We start from the raw sequence: 18622 nt of genomic DNA, 5'->3' as shown, positions 1-18622 counted from the left end.
CATCTATTCATCATTTTAGCGATCGGGCTTTCACCTTATCTCGAACTTCATCGCCTAGGACTTCTCGATTTTACTGCCCGCGTCCTGGTTTGCAATCTACGAAACCTAATGCTTCTGTGTCGAGAAAATTGGCGATCGAAATGGCGATCACCCATCAATTTTCGCAGTACGCGCGATCGGAGCAGCTTGAATTCGTTCTGGCAAGCGTCTCAAAATGACTTCGGCATCAGCAGGAGAAAGTTGTTCTTGAAGTTTGGCTTGTATGGCATTCACCTGTCAGTTGGAATTAGATAGATACATTCAACCCCCTACCCAACTCCGATTTAGCGGTCTAACGGTTCGCTTGAGCGACTACAAATATCCTTCGCATTGTACCAGGATCTTCCAGCAGTCCGCTCCAGCGAATTGTTAGAGGGTGTGACTAAAAGGAGATCCTAGCTTGCCTAGATGCTTTGATTTCTGCCAAATTAGCCTGCCGCTCATGCTTGTAATCAAAATATTCATCAATTAACGCTATGTATTTTGATTGAGCAAAAATCCAGCTAGGACTGCTTCCGTCATCATTTACAAGTAGATCTCCAGCAACATAAGACGGAACGCTATGCAGCAAAAATACAAGAGAACAGGCAAGACTACGCGCAATTAAGTTATTTAATACCTCAACTTCAGCAGGGCTTTCCTTACCGGATGTATATCCTTGATCTACTAACCTAATCCGTTCCAGAATTTGAACTGTGGTTAGATGCACATAGTTAGATGTTTCTCCATATAATCTACCTACATCTTGTAAAAAGCTCTCTTCTTGTTTCTCTGGAAGCATTTTAAGATTGATTTGATTCTTAACTGAGATACTTGCCGAGTCCAACGTGGATTTGAAGGAATCTAGTTTAGAACTTATATTTGACGAGTATTGCTGTTGCTGTATGAAGCAAAGCTTGATTGCCATTTCAAGGATAAAACGAAGTTCACGCCGGCATACATTATGAATACCTTGTTGAATTAATAGAGGTAAAGAGATTGTTGATTGAAGAAAATCTTGAGCAGTATAAGAGAGAAGATGATTATCAATATAAGACGGATCGCGTGCTGTATCTTGCACGATAAAAGATAAGCCGAAAAGGAATGAATGACAAATATAATCTGTTTGTTTTAGATATGGAACTAAATCTTCTGGAACATCCTTATCAGCCTGCATTTCTAGTTTTCCCTACAGAGCTCAATCAGTAATTTCAATATCTCAGATCAGTTGTATTAGATTGACAACGTATATGAGAAATGTACCCAGATGCTATGGCTAGCAAATAGCTGGTTCTTAACTATAGATTCAAATATTTTAGTCAGCACGTCGCAGTAGTTTTAATCTAACACTTTGCGGGTCACAGACAACTTTTTCGTAACGCCTCCACCGAGAAATTAAACCGCATAACTTATAATTGTATCGCAGTTGCGGTACAATACCCAATATAATAGAAAAATACTGCTGCTCGCTCGATCGCTGATGTATGTCACTAAAAGTGGCACTAATTCACACAGCAATTGCTGCCGATCGATGAGAATTAAACCAAATTGTCATGCGACTAGAACGGGATGGTCTAGTTTGCGGACTGCATAGAGAAGCGCAGCTTTGAGATCGTCAAGTTCCAAGTCTGGCAATTCTTCGAGAATTTGCTCAAAACTCAAACCAGCAGCTAGCAACTCTACGATATCGATGACTCGAATCCGCATTCCCCGGATGCAGGGACGACCGCCACATTGTCTTGGGTTCACTGTGATTCTGTCAAACAGATAAGCAACGGATGCTGGCATTGGTTAAAATTGTTTGAAACCTTTGTCTCTAGCTTAGCTCATTTATCGCCCCAAACTCACACCGCGAGATAATTCCTCGATCGCTATGCTGTAATAGAGATCAGTCCATTCAAACTTCGATAGTTTATCACCGCAGCAATATCTATTGACATTGGTACGCTCATTACACGCACTCCCGGACTGCATGGTGGATGTCCACACATCCTCGGTAAAGGCGTTACGGTTCGCCGGATCGTAACCTGGTACAAGCGAGGATTGACTGCTGAAGAGATTTGCGATCGCATCGGACATCTCACCCTCGCCGAAGTTTACGTCGCACTCACCTACTATCATGCCAACACCCAAGAACTTGAAACTTATTTGCTCCATCAAGCAGCAGAAGTTAAGCGTCTTGAAGCTTGGCACAGCAACTTTGGTAAATATGAAATGCTAAGATAATAAATAATACATCGCCAACAGAAAAATCTTCTAGATAAGCACTATCCTCAAACTGGGAAAGAGAAACTGATTTTTACCGGGTAAATTTAGCGGGTGTAGGAGCAATATCGGCAATGAAGTAAAGTTTTATAACAAAACTCAACATCTGTGCTTCTTGAGTAAACCGTAAAGTTCGATCTCTTCAAACTGCCCTCGGTGAAAAATACGCTGTTTTTGGCTACCTTCCTGCGTCATTCCCAGCTTTTGTAGCACCTTAGCCGAGGCTATATTCCGCCTGAGACAAGTTGCATAAATGCGATTGAGCTTTAATGTTTCAAATATTCAAGACTGATTTAGTGTAATTGATTCGTTTTTTTTCTCAAAAATTATGTCTACTAACACCGCAAAAAATCATTACTTCCGATTGGCATTGTTCTGGGCGTTTCTGGGTAGTTTGGGAAGCTTGGCGGTGTTCCCTTATGCGCTGTCTCTGAAGCCGGCACTAAGTCAATTGCCTGCACCATTACCTGTTTTGGCGATCGCCTCCGCCCTGCAAACCGGAATTTTTCTAATTCTCTTTTGTTGGATTGGGCTCCGCCTCGGTAAGTCGATCGGACTTGATTCGCCCATAGCTCGTGCTTTGGTATATCGACAGCCTTTCGGGCCAATATCTAAATCTGCCCTTAACACGGCGCTAATTGTAGGCTGCATCGGTGGAATCCTCCTGATAGGATTGAGTTTAGCTTTCCAACCTTGGATGCCACCCACGGTAACTCCAACAACGCTCGAAATTGACCTCTGGAAACGCCTCTTAGCTTCTTTCTACGGAGGCATCACCGAAGAACTCTTGCTGCGACTGTTCGGTATGACATTGATGGCGTGGCTACTTTGGAAAATTTTTGAGCGAGACAAACCGCAACCCTCTACATTGATTTTTTGGCTGGCGATCGTGGCGGCTGCAATATTGTTTGGTGTGGGTCATTTGCCTGCCGCTGCCAATCTCTGGGGACTAACCCCAATCGTCATTTTCCGAACGATTTTGCTCAATGCCCTCTTAGGGATTCCCTTTGGTTTTCTTTACTGGCGTTGGGGCTTAGAATACGCTATGTTATCTCATTTTTTGGCAGATTTGGTACTGCATGGAATTGGAGGAAGTTAGCAGGATATGCAAACAATGCAATGGTACAACGAACCTTTACAATGGCATGAGGATAACGATGTTATCCATATTACCGCCGGCGCAAAGACTGACTTTTGGCGGCAAACTCATTACGGATTCATTCGCGATAACGGCAACTTTTACTACCGTCAAGTTTCAGGCGACTTTACAGCCGAAGTCAAAATTACTGGTTGCTATCAATCGCTGTACGATCAAGCAGGATTGATGATTCGAGAAAGCGAAAATATCTGGCTCAAGTGCGGCATTGAGTTTGTTGAGGGAGTGCAAAACGTGAGTGCGGTTGTGACACGACACTATTCGGATTGGTCTGTTATTCCACTTGAAGTGCCACCAGTTTCCCTGTGGCTGCGGGTAAAGCGCCGAGCTGAAACGGTGGAAGTGCAATACTCTTTGAATGGGTCAGACTATTTAATGATGCGATTGGCATATCTAACTGAGTCACCAATCGTTCAAGTTGGGTTAATGTGTGCGGCTCCCCAAGGTGAAGGCTTTGCAGTCGAATTTGAAGGGTTTAAGCATACATAATAAGCTGATCTAATGTGGATGGTAAAAAAAAACGATTTCTGCCCCACTCCATACATAAAAATAAAATTAGGGGTGAGTGCTTTTCACTTACCCCGGCCATTCACTTTTTGGGCGCTTTTGAACCTACTTAATACAAATTGTAGCACTAAATTGGCACAAAAACGATGCTATTTATCCTAAAAATACCTGTCGATGTGGAGGGTCAAAATCGCCAATACTCCCAGCAAATGACCTGCGCTCATGCAAGCCAGAAATGCTGGTACGCTTACATTGTTGAACAAAGAGGGGAAGGGTAAAGGCATTTTCGGCCCGACGTGGGGATACCAAATTCGGCGGCTGAGAACTAGCAATGCTAAGATATTGCAAACAAACATCACCAGAGGCTTTTGCCAATTTCCTGATGCTGTGTCAGCCAGAGTCGATTCTACTACTGCCAGTAAATTTGAGTTAATCATCGTTGATGCTCCTATTTTTCATAAATTATCAGAAATGCTCGATGAGATTTCTTGCCAAAAATACAGCAGGGGCGATCGCCCTTACGCCATAAATATCTGTTGCTGTGAATCTTCACCGCGCCAGCGACAGCGCCCCCACCCCTAATCATCGAATTACAGCAAGAAGTCTCTTAATGCCATTCAAAAGTAACGAAAGATACAAAGGGACAAAACCATACTCGCTGCCATTTGTAACTTTTAGCCTGTCTGGCAGTGGTGGCATTTACTCACGCTGCCAGACAGGAAATACCGCTACTCATTACTGAGCAATGTAGGTAGGCAGAAAGTGAAGTATGTCACGGAGAACGCTATATCCAGCGGCATCCCAAAGCAAATAAGCTAAGAAACCGATCATCGCTAAGCGACCGTTCCAAAGTTCTGCTTGCGGGTTGAAGCCAAACAAAAAAGCATTCCGATCTTTGCCGTTGTAAGCATTAGCTGTAGGAGGCAAGTTAGTAGGACGAGTTTCCATGTTTTTACATTCCTTAACAATGTTTCGCTTCTCATGGTAGCGGCCTAATTTCTGCTTTGCTATCTGCCTGTAGGCTCAAGATAAACACAAGTCTAAAGGAGGATTTTGAAACCGAAAATAAAGTGTTAACTTTTGTTGAGGGAGATTTTTTAAGCGATCGCCTGTATCTGTAGATACTAAATACAACTGCAAGTTGATATGGCTGCTGTGAAAGGCTCGATCGCCCCGTAGCGACAAACAACGGCGCTGGTGACTCGACAATATTGAATCCGCGAGATCCTAGACGCAAGAAAATTTAGTAAATTTCAACTCAAAAGCCGAACACATCGCGCGCGAGTTAATTAAAATAGGAGATAAACAGAGCGATCGGGAGAAACAGTTATCGAAACCATCTACGGCAATCTTCAAGGTTTAAAGTCCAGCCAGCTCAAGCAACTCGAAAAGCTTTACCACCAGCGACTACCGGGCGATCGCATCACCACTGCAGAATTCGCCCAGCGCGTCGCCGCCATCAGCACGGAAATAGACAAACCAATCTGCACCTACATCAACCGCCGCGGACAAGTCATTCGCGTCGGCGTGGGTTCACCCCGGCAAACGCAGATTGCGCCCCTAGAATTGCCCCGCTACGGGGGAGGTCGCCTCAGCGGCATTCGCTGCATCGCCACCCACCTGAAGCCAGAAACCCCAAGCGAAGCAGCCCTCACAGCAATGGCAATTCAGCGCTTGGATGCCCTCGTTTGGCTGACACTGAGCGGCGGAGGATTTCAGCGTCGCGGCGGCGGTGCGACTGGTTACATCCAAGAAGCTTATCTCGCTCACCTGATACCCCAGGGAGATCAGCCAAATTTTGAGTTCTCTGTTTTGAGCGCTCAGTTAGAACCAGATGCAACTGATGAAATAGAAGAGCCTTCAATTCCAAAGTCGCTAATTCAAACTCCACACTTTCCCTGGAAAATATCAGAACCGCTGAATTTGGACGAACTCGCTGACCAAGACTTTTTGGATTTGGTGGAAGGACTCGAAGCAGAGTTTCAAGCAGAGTTTGTCGCTAAGCAGGTCGATGCAGACCAAGACAAAGTGCTGTTGGTAGGTGTAATGACTCAGCACATGACTCAGTTGGAGTTTGAGGACGGACTCGCAGAAATCACGCGGCTGGTTGAAAGCGCTGGGGGTCAGGTGCTACAAACAGTGCGCCAAAAACGATCGCGCCCCCATCCGCAAACAGTCGTCGGCGAAGGCAAAGTTCAGGAAATTTCCCTCACCGCTCAGACGATTAGCGCTAACCTCGTGGTATTCGATCGCGACCTGGCCCCCGCACAAATACGGAACTTGGAAACTCAGATAGGTATTCGTGTGGTCGATCGAACAGAAGTAATTCTCGACATCTTTGCCCAAAGAGCTCGATCGAGCGAGGGTAAATTGCAAGTGGAACTCGCTCAGCTAGAGTACGCCCTGCCCCGGCTCAGAGGTCGCGGTCAGGCAATGTCCAGACAGGGTGGCGGCATCGGTACCAGAGGCCCAGGGGAAACCAAGCTAGAAACCGAACGGCGGACGATCGCCAAACGCATTTCTCGATTGCAGCAAGAAGTAAATCAACTGCTGGCGCACCGCTTCCGGCTGCGGCAGAACCGCCATCATCACGATGTACCCTCAGTGGCGATCGTTGGCTACACCAACGCCGGTAAATCGACTCTGCTTAACCTGCTCACCAATTCCGAGGTTTACGCCGCCGACCAGTTATTTGCCACCCTCGACCCCACAACTCGACGGTTGACCATTCCCGGCACTGTCACCAGGGAACCCCTGTCGATCGTCCTCACAGATACAGTGGGCTTTATTCGCGAACTGCCCCCTGCCTTGATCGACGCTTTCCGGGCTACCCTCGAAGAAGTCACTGACGCCGATGCTTTGCTGCATCTCGTCGATCTTTCCCATCCCGCGTGGCAGAGCCAAATTCGATCGGTGATGAATATTTTGACCGATATGCCCGTAACTCCCGGCCCAGCCCTTGTAGTTTTTAACAAAATCGATGCCGTAGATGGAGGGACTCTCGCCCTCGCCCGAGAAGAATTTCCTCAAGCAGTATTTATTTCGGCAGCCAAAGGTTTGGGCATGGAAACTCTCCGCGACAGACTTGCTCAGCTCATTCAATACGTCCTCTACCCTCGGTAAATACTTAAATATTCCTTTTGAGTAGTTGACATCGGGGAATATACGTACATATACTGAGGACAGATCTAGTCGAACTATGAGATTATAAAAGAGTAGGCAGATTGTGCATGGCAAAGTACAATACAGCAACTTTATTTGGCGATCGGTTAAATTATTAATTTCCGGAGGTCGCGGTCAAGGTAAAAAAACTCTTTGTTAATGGCTGTAACGGCTATGGGTTCAGAGGTTACAAAAAGAGGTTGCAAAAAGATGTTGCTTCACTCTCGCCCCACCACCTGGCCCAACCACGGTACGCGATGTCAAGACGCAACGTCAAGGTGAAAGAGAAGGTGAAAGAGAATAATATTATTATTCATAGTGTTTGGGTACTCACCTCAAGCGCTATACTATCTTTGACAGACGTTCTGTTACAGACGTTCGCCAGATAATACATCCATTGATTGTAAGAATGATTGTAAGAACTCTAAAATCCTTGCCCGTCGTACAGCGCTAATCTCTAGGACTATTTCTATTTTTCGATTTTACCACTGTTTAACTAAATAGTTATGTGTACGCCACTGGCAAAACTAGCAATTGGACTCTCTGCCACAATGGCAACAGCGTTTTACTACCTAGCTGTCGCCCCTCCGGCAGCAGCAGTAGATGTGTGCGGTCCGGGAAATTATTCTACTGCCTGTGCCCCGACCCCGGCATCGACACCAAGGGCATCCGAGGCACAATTGGCGCCCCAGCCGAGTTTGTCCCAAATATACACCACACCTTCGAGAAACTCAACTTCTATTCCTGAACCGGGTACTGCGATCGCAGTCCTACTGACAGGTGCAGGAATGATCTGTTCGTGCAGAAAGCGAAATAATCAGGTGGGTCCGCAGCGCTAGGCAGGCTGATGACCAACCTGTTTGCCTTCAAAATGTGTCAGTTTTTTGAAGCGTGGGTATTTGTTTACCTAACATATAAAAAATAAAAAATTGTATAAAAAATAACTGGACACCTAGCTTGTGCGCTGCAAATAGAGCCGGATGTTGAAGAAAGAAAGCTATAGCGACTTAAGTCAGGGTAAAAACAAGGAAGAAGGCAAATGCACTTCCCAGCAAGGGTTTCAGCAATGAATAACTTGCGGTGCAAAAGATAAGGTTGCTATTTATAATAAAAATTAAAATATAAAAATTAAAATAAGATTGGTTAAGATCGATCATTCGTCGGACAGTTTTTGAGAGCCAACCGTAGAATAAGGGTTTCAAGGCTCCCAGGGAAGTTTGCTACCAACGAAAAATCCAGGGTTTCAGCCTAGGAATTAAAAACACTCCGCATTATGGTTAAGATTACAATTAAAAAATATTGTTATTGTTTGAGCGTCCCATGACCCCTAAAGTAGAAATTTACACTTGGAGAACTTGCCCGTTTTGCGTTCGTGCCAAAGCACTACTAAAGCGAAAAGGGATTGATTTTACAGAGTACGCGATCGACGGAGATGAAGCAGCACGGGCTCAAATGAGCGATCGAGCCAACGGAGGCCGCACCCTGCCCCAGATATTCATTAACGACCAACACATAGGCGGCTGCGACGACATCCACAGACTCGATGCTCTAGGCCAGCTAGACCCCCTGCTAGCAGCAAAATGAGCCATTCCCTGTCGAATTTTCCGTTAGCCCCAATTTTTCTGCGACCAATTCTTAATTTTAATTGACAATGAAATTTGCATTCATCATCGATCCCCTCGCGCGACTAATTCCAGGACACGATACCAGCGTAGCGCTGATGGAAGCCGCTCAAGAGTTGGGTCACGAAGTCTGGGCAACTCAAGCCAACGAACTAAGCGTCATCGGCGGCAAAACCTGGGCAATGCTCAGTCGGGTAGCCCTCACCCCAGTAAAAGTGGTAGATGGACGCTGGGAGGCTGCTGAGGCTTGGTACGAGGTAGAACATCCTACTTTGCAGCCTCTGGAAGCAATGGACGCAGTATTTATGCGGACAGACCCCCCAGTCAACATTCCTTACCTCTACGCTACTTATCTTCTAGACGGCATCGATCCGGCTAAAACTTTGGTAGTTAACAGTCCCAAAGGATTGCGGGCGGCGAATGAAAAGATGTATGCTTTGCAATTTGAGGGAGCGATCCCAGAGACAATTGTTTCTCAAAGCAAACAGGTAATTAGGCAATTTGTTGAGAAAAAAGGAGCGGCAGTTCTTAAACCATTGGGCGGCAAAGCTGGCGAGGGGATTTTGTTCTTGGAGGCGGACGATCGCAATCTCAATTCCCTGGTCGAAATTAGCACTCAACAAGGGCAAATTCCAGTGATGGTTCAGACTTATCTGCCGGAAGCAAAAGAGGGAGATAAACGGATTATATTGTTGAACGGCAGGCCCATCGGTGCTATCAACCGCATTCCCACGGGCAATGAATTTCGCGGCAACATGGCTGTCGGCGGCCGAGTCGCAAAAACAGAAATTACCGATCGCGAACTGCAAATTTGTGCTCAGTTAGAACCCGTGCTGCAACGGGACGGACTGTACTTTGTCGGCATTGATATCATTGGCGGTTATCTCACAGAAGTTAATGTCACCAGCCCTACAGGGATCAGAGAAATTGACTTGTTTGACGGCGTTAGTTTGGGGAAACAAGTAATTGAATGGGTGGAGAAGGAAGAAGGAAGAAGGAAGAAGGAAGAAGGATGAGGGAAGAAGCCAAGCACGACACAGATTAGGACACGGATACACGGATTAATTATCGACCGTCAGGCAGATTTACAGTCGTTAGTTATTTGTTAGTTGTTCCCAAATCCCAATCCCCAATTCCCAATTCCCAATTCCCAATTCCCAGTTCCAAATCCCCAATTCCCAATTATTAAATTATGTCAAAAATTGGCGTTGCAGTAGTCGGTACAGGTTTCGGTCAAAAAGTACACCTTCCCGGGTTCCAGGCCCATCACCGGACAGAGGTTGTGGCTGTTTACCACCGGAATTTAGACAAAGCAAAGGATCTCGCCTCTACCCACAATATCCCCTACGCTTGCGACTCGATCGCCGATATAGTAGCGATCCCAGAAGTAGCGGGCGTCAGCATTTCCACACCGCCATTTTTGCATTATGAAATGGCAAAAACCGTCTTGGAAGCAGGCAAGCATTTATTATTAGAAAAACCCACCGCCCTGACAGCAAATGAAGCCAGGGAACTTTACCGATTGGCAAACAACGAATCTCAAACCGATTTTAGAAATGGTGGTTCCAGAGCAATTGCCACAATGGACTTTGAGTTTCGCTTCATCCCCGCATGGCAAATGCTAGCAGAATTATTGACAGCAGAATATGTGGGAGAAAAGCGCTTAATTAAAATTGATTGGCTGGTGTCGAGCCGCGCTGATGCGAATCGCCCCTGGAATTGGTACGCGCAAAAAGAGCGAGGCGGCGGAGTTTTGGGCGCGACAGGTTCTCACGTTTTTGATTATATTAGCTGGCTGTTCGGCCCGCCCCAGAGCCTTTCTGGGCAATTGATTACAGGAATTTCGCGCCGGCCAGATCCGAATGATTCAGGAAATTTAAAATTAGTTGATGCGGATGATTCTTGCACGTTGATGTTGGAATTAGCCGGAGGTACGCCTTGTCAAGTTTGTTTGAGTTCTGTTACTTATCAAGGGCGAGGACACTGGGTGGAAATATACGGGAGTAAGGGTACGTTGGTGTTAGGAAGCGACAACCAGCAAGATTACGTCCACGGATTTCGCTTGTGGGGTTCCCAAGGTGGAGAACCTTTAGCTGAAATCAAAATTCCTCAAAGATTGGAGTTTCCTCAAGTATATCCAGACGGGAGAATTGCACCTTTTATTCGAGTAGTAGATAGGTGGGTAGAAGCAATAGATGCCGGTAAATCTTTGATCCCGTCCCTCAGAGAAGGGGTTTACTCGCAGTTGTTGATGGATTTGACCCAGGAGTCGAATGCTACGGGAACTTGGGTAGATTTACCGAGTATAGATAAATTTTTGGACACTAAGTAAAAGTAAAAACTGCCAAAGCAATCTCACGCACTCGATCGCACCCCAAACCCGATAAACTACAAATAGAGAAACTCGATCCCACCCTATATCCAGAGTCGGTAGTTGTGAATGGCGCGCCCTGAAAGTCCTTGCCTCAGTATAGCGATCGCTCGCCTGAGAACCGCTGGGGCAAACCATTTTGCCACTTGGGTTCTACAAGCTCCCTATCCCAGCGGGTACGTTCACCACGACTGTATGTGGCCCGATACCCTCTCCCAATCTTGGAAAGCTTGGCAGGAAATGTTTTCGCCCTCCGGGACAATTCACGAATTGCCCCTAAATCCTGATGGCAGTTTCGTCTCGCCGGAAAACAACCAGAATATACTGGCAGAAACTGAACAACGAAGTCCTCAGTCGCTAAACCTCTCTCCAGGGACGCCCTCTGTGCCGCTCCACCTCGGCCAGCGGGGGTGGGGCGAGAAGGGGGATCAGCATCCGCCGCGGCCACCAGCAAGCTACAGCAGCCGCCTGATGCAGCATTTGGGGATTAATCTTTGGCAGTGGCTGTTTGAAGGCCCGATTCAGGGTAGTCTCCAGGAAAGTAAAGGTATCGCGATCGGGCAAAATCTACCCCTGCGAGTACGCATAGATTTGCGCGAACCGTATTTAATTGCTTTGCCTTGGGAAATTATGCAGCCTCAAGCCGGTCAACCGGCGATTTCTCTGTCGCAGCAACTGCTGTTCAGCCGCACTACCAGCAATGTTGAACCTTTGCCACCCCTGCAGCCTGCGGAGTCGCTCAACATTTTGCTAGTGTTGGGACAAGCAGAACCAGGCGGCGGTGCTAATTCTCAATTTTCCAACAGCAATAACGGTCATTTGCAGTTGGGAGAAGAAGCACTCGCCTTAGCGGGCGTTCTGGAAAGTGCTTTTCAAACCGACGACAGCGGCAAATATTTTGACATCAGCGTTCCGACTCGCGTCGATACTCTGATCGAACCTACTCCGGCAGAACTCATTTCTCGGCTGGAAACGCAAGCTTACAACATTCTGTTTTACGCCGGCCACGGAATACCGGGCCCCGACGGCGGTTTGCTGTTTTTGGGGCCAGAAACGGCGATTAACGGTACTGAACTGGCTCAGGTTTTAGTTCGGTGCCACGTGACTCTGGCGGTGTTTAATGCCTGCTGGGGAGCTCAGCCGGCGGTGGAGAGGTTGCACTCAGCTAACGGCCAGCAACAGGCGATCGCCCGCAGCAGTTTGGCTGAGGTACTGATCCATCACGGCGTGCCGGCGGTGTTGGGGATGCGGGACTCGATCGCCGATCGCGAGGCCCTGAGTTTTATCCAAACTTTTGCCCAAGCTTTGGCCGGACGGATGTCGATCGATCGGGCAGTGGCCGTCGCCAGACAGCAGTTACTAACGCTTTACAAGTTCAATCAACCGGCTTGGACGCTGCCTGTGCTGTATATGCACCCTGAGTTTGACGGTCAGCTAACTGAGCCGGTGGATGACCTCAAAACTGAATTGCCTTTAAATTCTTCTACTTGGCTGGGACGCTTGCCGTCTTGTGCTTATTTGCGGGGGCGCGATCGACCAAATGCCAAATCCACCGACTCGACCAATCAGGTTTGGCCGATTCGCGCAGGTATGGTTCGAGTCGGACGCTGGGAAGAAAACGACGTAGTGATTCGAGAACAGTGGGTTTCTCAAAAACACGCCGAGATTTTCTGCCGAAACACGATCGGAGATAGCCGGGAAGAACCTAGCTACTTCCTGCGCGATTTTTCTCGCTACGGAACTCTAGTTTTGGGATCTGAGGGATGGCAGAGAGTTCACCACCAAGAATTGCTGCTACGCAGCGGGACTCAGCTAAAATTTGGCAGTTCTCAAGGTCAGATTTTTGAGTTCACTATTGAGGTTCCTAAAACTTCGGGGTACAGTGAGACTGATTGCGGAACGAATTAAGGTGCGGGTGTAGCTAATGAAGGCAAGCGGCGAGTAGCACAGCAAAGTTCTGTTGAGTCTCCAGTCTGAATTTAAAAGAGTTACTTACCACTGATAGCTCGCAACTAGCTCTTGGCCCAGTCCCCCTTCTGTCTTTTCCTTTCCCCACTTAGGTATTACATCATGGCTACCCAATCTCCTGATTCTGAATATTTTCGCGACTCACAAACTCAAGCCCAGATGGAACTTCTCGCCACAATAGTTCAGACTGATGTTGCTTATCCCTGGAATCCTGCACAGCTTGAATCCGAATCTTATTTAACTGCCCTAGAGCAGGAATTTGGGCTATCTGATTCATTCAGCGACAGCGATATTGCCCTGAAGTCGCAAGTTTTATTCTCGCAATTAGAACAAGTTTGGCTGACGACTGCTCTGCAAAAGTCTTTGCGCGAGAAATTTGCTCGCGTTCCTCAAGATTTTCTGACCAGCATCGCTCAAAGCGTGCAAAACGCAACTGTTAAGTATCAATCTTTAGCTGACCAAATGGTAGAGTGCGTCTTAGATATTTTGCCTCAGTGGGCTGAGGAAGATTTACAGGTGTTGGCACGTCCTTTGGCTTATGCGATGCGAGATGTTGATTCGGAAGGGGGAGAATTAGTCATGGCTACTAAAAGACCTTGGGCCCAATTGTCGGAAATAGAACAAGCCAGAGTTAGTTTGGCTGTCGCCCGCTATGCAATCTCGCAATTAGAAATTGCTGATTAGTTTTTTGCTGGCTAAATTTTTGTGCTGGGATAGCGGTAATTTTTTTAACTAATATAAAATTGATCTACCTTTAGTTAGATGTCAAATTCGTCTAATTGTTAAAGTCTATGGATTGCTATAGTTTGATATAGCAATCCTATTTGATTTGTAGACAAGATAATTTTTTTTGAACTATAGCAAGCGCGCCCGACGGTTAGGACCCAGATGTGGCAGCATTTTCAATAAGCTTTTTATGGGCGGCGTCGCAGAAACGGCCCCCAAGAAAAATTTTTTATTGTGGAACAGGCCCGAAAGCCTGTTGCTGACATTGCTGCAAGATGTAAGTTAGGAGGTTCTTAATTGCTGAAATCCTTGCCCAAGATTGCTTCTGACCGAAAGCATCGAGGATACAAGCCCCCGGATTCATCCCTGGAGAAATAAAAAACCTGTATCCGATGAAACTTGCCCCCGAATTTATCCGTGGGGTCAATGCTTCAATCTAAAATCTAAAATCTAAAATCTAAAATCGATTGACTTCTCTCCTAGGTAACTAAAGCGTTCTTCCTTCTTCCTTCTGCTATATTTGGCCAGGTTGGGACTCGCTAAGCAGTTTGGCAACAGCAAGCAAGATGAAGTATCATACAAGGGTCAAAATGTTAAAAAATGTAAAGAGAGTAATTGGGGTGTGTCGGAATTTTCAAGTGGATTAAAAAGTGGACAGCAGGAAACCCTTACTGTTGGATGCACGATCGGGACTTTAAAATTATTTTATGACAACTTCAAGATTTGATTTTCAAGACTTGAAACGCCGCTTTTGGCGGATTTCGCGGGTGCCGGCGGCAACGCTAGTCGTGTTGGGGGCAGTGGCTTTCGCAGGTGCGATCGCCGGGGCCTGGTTTTCAGGTGAAGGTACTGTCAGCGCTATTTTTGCCACAATCAACACTTGGCAGCAAAACCCGCCTGTGTGGCTGCAAGTGCCTGCTACGAGCAAGAGGTATTTGTTACTGCCGACTGTGGCGCTTGTCTCCGTTGCTTTAGCTGCAATTAAAATTTCGCCTCAACCGCAGAAATGGTCGCGCGCTGTAGTAGTCGCAATAGTTCTGGCTTTAACAATTCGCTACGTTTTATGGCGATCGCTCGCTACTCTAAATTTAACCGATCCCCTCAACGGTATCTTTAGTTTGGGGCTGTTTTTCCTAGAAATGTTACTCGTTTTCAACACCAGTATTCAACTGTATTTAATGCTGAGAATGAAAGATCGGCGCCGAGAAGCCGATCGCATGGCAGTTGCAGTTGAAGCTGGAAACTTCACCCCGGCAGTAGATATTTTTATCCCAACTTACAACGAACCGGCTTTTATTTTACGGCGCACTGTAATCGGCTGTCAAGCTTTAGATTATGCCAACAAAAAAGTATATTTGCTCGACGATACCAAGCGGCATGAAATCAAGTTGCTGGCAAAAGAACTGGGATGCGAGTATATAACCAGACCCGATAACATTCACGCCAAAGCTGGAAACATTAACCACGCCACAGCCCTAACTAATGGAGAACTAATTGTAGTTTTCGATGCAGATTTTATTCCCACTAAAAACTTTTTAACTCGCACAGTTGGATTTTTTCAAAATCCCGAAATCGCCCTCGTTCAAACACCGCAAAGCTTTTACAACCACGACCCCATCTCCCGTAATTTAGGTTTAGAAAATGTGCTGGCGCCGGAAGAAGAAATATTTTACAGGCAAATTGAAATTATCAAAGACAGCGCCGACAGCGTGGTTTGTTGCGGTACATCTTTTGTAGTGAGGCGGAGTGCTTTAGAAGCAGCGGGCGGCTTGGTCACAGATTCAATCTGCGAAGATTATTTTACCGGAATTCGGCTGTCAGCAACCGGATATCGCTTAGTTTATTTAGATGAAAAATTGAGTGCTGGTTTGGCGGCTGAAAATATAGAGGCTCATCTAAATCAAAGGCTACGCTGGGCGCGAGGCACGCTTCAGGCATTTTTTATTGATTCCAATCCTTTAACAATTCGCGGTCTCACATTCGTACAAAGGCTATCTCATTTGGAAGGATTGCTGCACTGGTTTACCAGTTTAACCAAGGTTTTATATCTGTTGATACCTTTAGCTTATTCGTTTTTCGGCATCATTCCTTTGCGGGCAAGTGCGCGGGAGTTGCTGTACTTTTTCCTGCCTTACTATTTGGTGCAACTTACTGTATTTTCTTGGTTGAACCGCAGATCGGGATCGGCTTTGCTTTCGGATATTTATTCGTTCGTCCAGTGTATTCCTTTAGCGGTGACGGTTGTGAGTTCCATGCTGAATCCCTTTGGGAAAGGGTTTCAGGTGACGCCAAAAGGAATGGCGAGCGATCGCTTTCGTTTTAACTGGAATTTGGGATGGCCTTTGATTATCTTGTTCGCAGCTACAGCATTCAGTTTGTGGCACAACTTAAACATTAATTTAGTGATGAAAAATATTGGCACGGTACAGTCAATATCAGAAAGTGCACATTCGTCAAAAGGAATGAGTTTGGGATGGATTTGGAGCGTTTACAACCTGCTGATGTTGGGGATTGCATTGCTGATTTTGGTGGATATTCCTAAGCCGGACATTTACGAATGGTTCAATTTACGCAGGGTTGTACAATTGAATATTGGCGGTCAAAGTTTTTGGGGTGTAACCACTGTCATTTCGGAAAGTGGCGCTGAAGTTGCTTTGACGCAGTGGCCAAGTTTTGCGGTGAAAAGTAAAGGCAGTAAAGAAAGTTTTACAGCACCAGAGATTTTGCCAAAATATGCCTTTCAGACAAGTTTATCCCAGGGTAAAATAAAAGCGATCCCTCGCAGTGCGGCAGTCAAAGCAAGGAGAGGGCTAGCGCCGTCTGTTATTGAGTTCGGCACTGAAAGTCGTTTGGCCAAAGGTTTGATTGATTGCGATTCGGCGACTCTGGAAATTATGGAAGAGAACTGTTTTATTCCTGTAGCTAAGATTGAGTTGGTGAGCGATAAATCTCAGTTAGAGTCGAGTTTTCGGGAGGGAAAAGAGTGCAGTTTTGCGGAATTTCCCACTGTGCGAATTGCGTTCGATCGCCTGAACATTAGCCAGCACCGCTGTTTGATCGAAATGCTGTACTGTCGGCCAAGCCAGTGGCAGCGGCAGGAAACTCCCGGAGAATGGCGATCGCTGTGGCTGTTGTTGAGAATTGTTTTGAAACCGAGGGCTGTTTTTGAGAGGAATAGGTCAGTTAGACCGATCGGAGTTTCGCAAATTTAGAGCGAGTTTCCATCCCGGCTGGGTTTCACCAAACCTTTATCGTGCCAACAAACAATCCCATCAAGCTGCCCCCGCCAAGGAACAATGGTAGATTTTACATAGACAAATTACCAGAACTTGTTTTTTAATTAATCGGCACAAACTCGTAACCATAACTCGTGCGGTTTCCGGGTTTAACAATTACTAATTGAACTGCTCGATTACGATCGCCCGAAGGTAAAAACCGAATCGGGCCGGATGCTCCATTTGCCGAAAAATCTGACGCCGATAAAGCTTGTTGAATGCCTGTACGAGTCGGATTGCGCCCTAAACCGGCAATTAACGCTTGGGCTGCATCGTAAGCTAAAGCTGTGCGCCAACTGACTTCAGCATTCCAAAGTTGTTTGGATGTTTGGGGAAACTTGGACTGCGGATCTGCGAGAATGTGCCAAGGAACAGCTAGCACCATATCTGTTGCTGCTGCGCCACCGAGTTGCAGTGTTTTAGCAGTATAAGCATCGTCTCCTGCTAGTAATGGCAGTCGTTTGGCGTTTACTTGCACTACTTGCAAAGCTTGGTCGAGCGTGGCGGTATTGGCTGCTAACACAATCACTTCTGCTCCCTGGGCGATCGCGCTTTTAAAGCTATCGGCAGCATTAAAATTACCCTTAGCAAAGTCAAATTCCGATACTACTTGGCCGCCATCTCCGTAAATAGCAGTAGTGAATTCACTTTTTAAAGATTTGCTATAATTGCTAGCAGAATTGAAAAATACAGCAGCTTTTCGCTTTTGCAATTTTGTCAGCATATAGCGGGAAAGAGCATTCGCAGCAAATCGATCGCTCGGCACTGTCCTAAATATATGGCTGCCAATTCCTGAGAGTTGCACAGAGGTACTGATGGGAGAAATTGCTACTAATTGATTTGGCTGGTAAATCTGGCTGGCTGCTAGCGTTGCGTCAGAACTAAAATGCCCGATTACTCCTACAACTTCAGAGTTATTTGCGATCGCGCTGGCGATTTGCGAGGCAATCTCTGGGTTGTTGTCGTCGTTAGCAATTAGCACTTTTAATGGAGTACCGCTAATGCCGCCACTTTGGTTGATTTCATTTTGAGCTTGAGCGACGCCCCGCAAAATTTCTTGAGCACCATTGATATCGACGCCAATGGGAACTGTGGCGGCAATTGTATAGGATTTGCGATCGCCGATGCGGGCGTTGTTGAGGTAAATTAAGGCTTCTGGATCGTTGCGATTGGTTTTCAGCGAAGCTTGTAAGTCGGAAATAGCTGCGTTATAGTTGCCAGATGCGATCGCCTGTACTGCTGCTTGTTTGGTTGTTGTGGCTTGCTCTGGAAGTAAAAGTTTTTCGCCAGCACTCAGACGCTGCCCAATTGCCTGCTCTGACTGCGGGGAATTTCCAGTCGGAGACTTGGAAAAAGTCGGATTTTGGGGTGATAAACCTCCGAGATTGATCCCGCCTCGGCTTGTGAGCCACCAAATACCTGCACCGGCTAGCGCGATCGTAATTAGGAGCGATAATACCAGAACAGCGGTTTCATTTTTTTGGGACATGGCGGCAGAATTTTAGATTTTAGTTTTTAGATTCAACGACTTAGGAAATTCGGCAACGAGCAA

Annotated in this window: 19 protein-coding genes; 11 read left to right on the top strand and 8 right to left on the bottom strand. The window is 46.4% G+C overall.

Annotated features, from left to right (window positions below; all coding sequences use genetic code 11):
• Window positions 1–147: 147 nt before the first annotated feature.
• From QUB77_RS04310 to QUB77_RS04300, 3 genes are all read right to left on the bottom strand, one after another.
• The gene (locus QUB77_RS04310) at window positions 148–273 is read right to left on the bottom strand and encodes a hypothetical protein (protein ID WP_333170089.1); all 126 of its coding nucleotides are present in this window, start codon (window positions 271–273) and stop codon (window positions 148–150) included.
• 148 nt (window positions 274–421) lie between these two features.
• Complete coding sequence (locus QUB77_RS04305) at window positions 422–1195, bottom strand: hypothetical protein (RefSeq protein ID WP_333170091.1); 774 nt, start codon at window positions 1193–1195, stop codon at window positions 422–424.
• Window positions 1196–1569: 374 nt separating this feature from the next.
• A complete protein-coding gene (locus tag QUB77_RS04300; protein WP_333170093.1) occupies window positions 1570–1806 on the bottom strand; it encodes a DUF433 domain-containing protein in 237 nt (78 codons plus the stop codon).
• Window positions 1807–1932: 126 nt separating this feature from the next.
• On the opposite strand from QUB77_RS04300, the gene QUB77_RS04295 reads away from it, so the two are divergent.
• On the top strand, window positions 1933–2244 hold the full coding sequence (locus QUB77_RS04295) for a DUF433 domain-containing protein (protein WP_333295863.1): 312 nt from the start codon (window positions 1933–1935) through the stop codon (window positions 2242–2244).
• A gap of 138 nt (window positions 2245–2382) precedes the next feature.
• Here the strand turns inward: QUB77_RS04295 and QUB77_RS31665 are convergent, their stop codons facing one another.
• On the bottom strand, window positions 2383–2565 hold the full coding sequence (locus QUB77_RS31665) for a GNAT family N-acetyltransferase (protein ID WP_445251715.1): 183 nt from the start codon (window positions 2563–2565) through the stop codon (window positions 2383–2385).
• 46 nt (window positions 2566–2611) lie between these two features.
• On the opposite strand from QUB77_RS31665, the gene QUB77_RS04290 reads away from it, so the two are divergent.
• Together QUB77_RS04290 and QUB77_RS04285 are read left to right on the top strand one after the other, a co-directional pair.
• Window positions 2612–3382 carry a CPBP family intramembrane glutamic endopeptidase gene (locus tag QUB77_RS04290; protein ID WP_333170095.1) on the top strand — a complete coding sequence of 257 codons (771 nt, stop codon included), beginning with the start codon at window positions 2612–2614 and terminating at the stop codon, window positions 3380–3382.
• Between the two features lie 6 nt (window positions 3383–3388).
• Window positions 3389–3928 (top strand): DUF1349 domain-containing protein, encoded by a 540-nt coding sequence (locus QUB77_RS04285; RefSeq protein ID WP_333170096.1) that lies wholly within the window; start codon window positions 3389–3391, stop codon window positions 3926–3928.
• Between the two features lie 176 nt (window positions 3929–4104).
• On the opposite strand, the gene QUB77_RS04280 is transcribed toward QUB77_RS04285, so the two are convergent.
• The 3 genes from QUB77_RS04280 to QUB77_RS04270 form a co-directional block, all read right to left on the bottom strand.
• On the bottom strand, window positions 4105–4383 hold the full coding sequence (locus QUB77_RS04280; RefSeq protein WP_333170097.1) for a Photosystem I reaction center subunit PsaK: 279 nt from the start codon (window positions 4381–4383) through the stop codon (window positions 4105–4107).
• Window positions 4384–4681: 298 nt separating this feature from the next.
• On the bottom strand, window positions 4682–4894 hold the full coding sequence (locus QUB77_RS04275; RefSeq protein WP_333041855.1) for a chlorophyll a/b-binding protein: 213 nt from the start codon (window positions 4892–4894) through the stop codon (window positions 4682–4684).
• A 75-nt stretch (window positions 4895–4969) separates the two neighbouring features.
• Window positions 4970–5155 (bottom strand): hypothetical protein, encoded by a 186-nt coding sequence (locus QUB77_RS04270; protein WP_333170099.1) that lies wholly within the window; start codon window positions 5153–5155, stop codon window positions 4970–4972.
• Window positions 5156–5473: 318 nt separating this feature from the next.
• Here QUB77_RS04270 and hflX point away from each other — a divergent pair, with 318 nt between their 5' ends.
• The 8 genes from hflX (at window position 5474) to QUB77_RS04230 (ending at window position 17007) form a co-directional block, all read left to right on the top strand.
• On the top strand, window positions 5474–7069 hold the full coding sequence (hflX, locus tag QUB77_RS04265) for a GTPase HflX (RefSeq protein WP_333170100.1): 1596 nt from the start codon (window positions 5474–5476) through the stop codon (window positions 7067–7069).
• Window positions 7070–7614: 545 nt separating this feature from the next.
• Window positions 7615–7947 (top strand): PEP-CTERM sorting domain-containing protein, encoded by a 333-nt coding sequence (locus QUB77_RS04260; protein ID WP_333295859.1) that lies wholly within the window; start codon window positions 7615–7617, stop codon window positions 7945–7947.
• A gap of 481 nt (window positions 7948–8428) precedes the next feature.
• Entirely contained in the window at window positions 8429–8692 is a 264-nt protein-coding gene (gene grxC, locus QUB77_RS04255; protein ID WP_333134026.1) for a glutaredoxin 3, read from the top strand.
• A 67-nt stretch (window positions 8693–8759) separates the two neighbouring features.
• Window positions 8760–9746 carry a glutathione synthase gene (gshB, locus tag QUB77_RS04250; protein WP_333170102.1) on the top strand — a complete coding sequence of 329 codons (987 nt, stop codon included), beginning with the start codon at window positions 8760–8762 and terminating at the stop codon, window positions 9744–9746.
• Window positions 9747–9922: 176 nt separating this feature from the next.
• The gene (locus tag QUB77_RS04245) at window positions 9923–11062 is read left to right on the top strand and encodes a Gfo/Idh/MocA family oxidoreductase (RefSeq protein ID WP_333170103.1); all 1140 of its coding nucleotides are present in this window, start codon (window positions 9923–9925) and stop codon (window positions 11060–11062) included.
• A gap of 108 nt (window positions 11063–11170) precedes the next feature.
• Window positions 11171–13009, top strand: coding sequence for a CHAT domain-containing protein (locus QUB77_RS04240; protein ID WP_333170105.1), 1839 nt, complete (start codon window positions 11171–11173; stop codon window positions 13007–13009).
• A 162-nt stretch (window positions 13010–13171) separates the two neighbouring features.
• A complete protein-coding gene (locus QUB77_RS04235) occupies window positions 13172–13753 on the top strand; it encodes a hypothetical protein (RefSeq protein WP_333170106.1) in 582 nt (193 codons plus the stop codon).
• A 749-nt stretch (window positions 13754–14502) separates the two neighbouring features.
• On the top strand, window positions 14503–17007 hold the full coding sequence (locus tag QUB77_RS04230; protein WP_333170108.1) for a glycosyltransferase family 2 protein: 2505 nt from the start codon (window positions 14503–14505) through the stop codon (window positions 17005–17007).
• 124 nt (window positions 17008–17131) lie between these two features.
• On the opposite strand, the gene QUB77_RS04225 is transcribed toward QUB77_RS04230, so the two are convergent.
• Window positions 17132–18559, bottom strand: a complete 1428-nt coding sequence (locus tag QUB77_RS04225; protein WP_333170110.1) for an ABC transporter substrate-binding protein — start codon at window positions 18557–18559, stop codon at window positions 17132–17134.
• Between the last annotated feature and the right edge of the window lie 63 nt (window positions 18560–18622).

The sequence above is a fragment of the Microcoleus sp. AT9b-C3 genome, from assembly GCF_036705485.1.
Lineage (GTDB): Bacteria > Cyanobacteriota > Cyanobacteriia > Cyanobacteriales > Microcoleaceae > Microcoleus.
Note: the sequence above shows the minus strand (reverse complement) of the source record. Positions and strands in the feature narration are given on the sequence as shown.

What these genes read in the sequence shown, in the direction of transcription:
- QUB77_RS04305 (WP_333170091.1), bottom strand. Translation starts at nt 1,195, where the DNA reads ATGCAGGCTGATAAGGATGTTCCAGAAGATTTAGTTCCATATCTAAAA.
- QUB77_RS04300 (WP_333170093.1), bottom strand. Translation starts at nt 1,806, where the DNA reads ATGCCAGCATCCGTTGCTTATCTGTTTGACAGAATCACAGTGAACCCA.
- QUB77_RS04290 (WP_333170095.1), top strand. Translation starts at nt 2,612, where the DNA reads ATGTCTACTAACACCGCAAAAAATCATTACTTCCGATTGGCATTGTTC.
- QUB77_RS04285 (WP_333170096.1), top strand. Translation starts at nt 3,389, where the DNA reads ATGCAAACAATGCAATGGTACAACGAACCTTTACAATGGCATGAGGAT.
- QUB77_RS04280 (WP_333170097.1), bottom strand. Translation starts at nt 4,383, where the DNA reads ATGATTAACTCAAATTTACTGGCAGTAGTAGAATCGACTCTGGCTGAC.
- QUB77_RS04275 (WP_333041855.1), bottom strand. Translation starts at nt 4,894, where the DNA reads ATGGAAACTCGTCCTACTAACTTGCCTCCTACAGCTAATGCTTACAAC.
- QUB77_RS04260 (WP_333295859.1), top strand. Translation starts at nt 7,615, where the DNA reads ATGTGTACGCCACTGGCAAAACTAGCAATTGGACTCTCTGCCACAATG.
- grxC (WP_333134026.1), top strand. Translation starts at nt 8,429, where the DNA reads ATGACCCCTAAAGTAGAAATTTACACTTGGAGAACTTGCCCGTTTTGC.
- gshB (WP_333170102.1), top strand. Translation starts at nt 8,760, where the DNA reads ATGAAATTTGCATTCATCATCGATCCCCTCGCGCGACTAATTCCAGGA.
- QUB77_RS04245 (WP_333170103.1), top strand. Translation starts at nt 9,923, where the DNA reads ATGTCAAAAATTGGCGTTGCAGTAGTCGGTACAGGTTTCGGTCAAAAA.
- QUB77_RS04240 (WP_333170105.1), top strand. Translation starts at nt 11,171, where the DNA reads ATGGCGCGCCCTGAAAGTCCTTGCCTCAGTATAGCGATCGCTCGCCTG.
- QUB77_RS04235 (WP_333170106.1), top strand. Translation starts at nt 13,172, where the DNA reads ATGGCTACCCAATCTCCTGATTCTGAATATTTTCGCGACTCACAAACT.
- QUB77_RS04230 (WP_333170108.1), top strand. Translation starts at nt 14,503, where the DNA reads ATGACAACTTCAAGATTTGATTTTCAAGACTTGAAACGCCGCTTTTGG.
- QUB77_RS04225 (WP_333170110.1), bottom strand. Translation starts at nt 18,559, where the DNA reads ATGTCCCAAAAAAATGAAACCGCTGTTCTGGTATTATCGCTCCTAATT.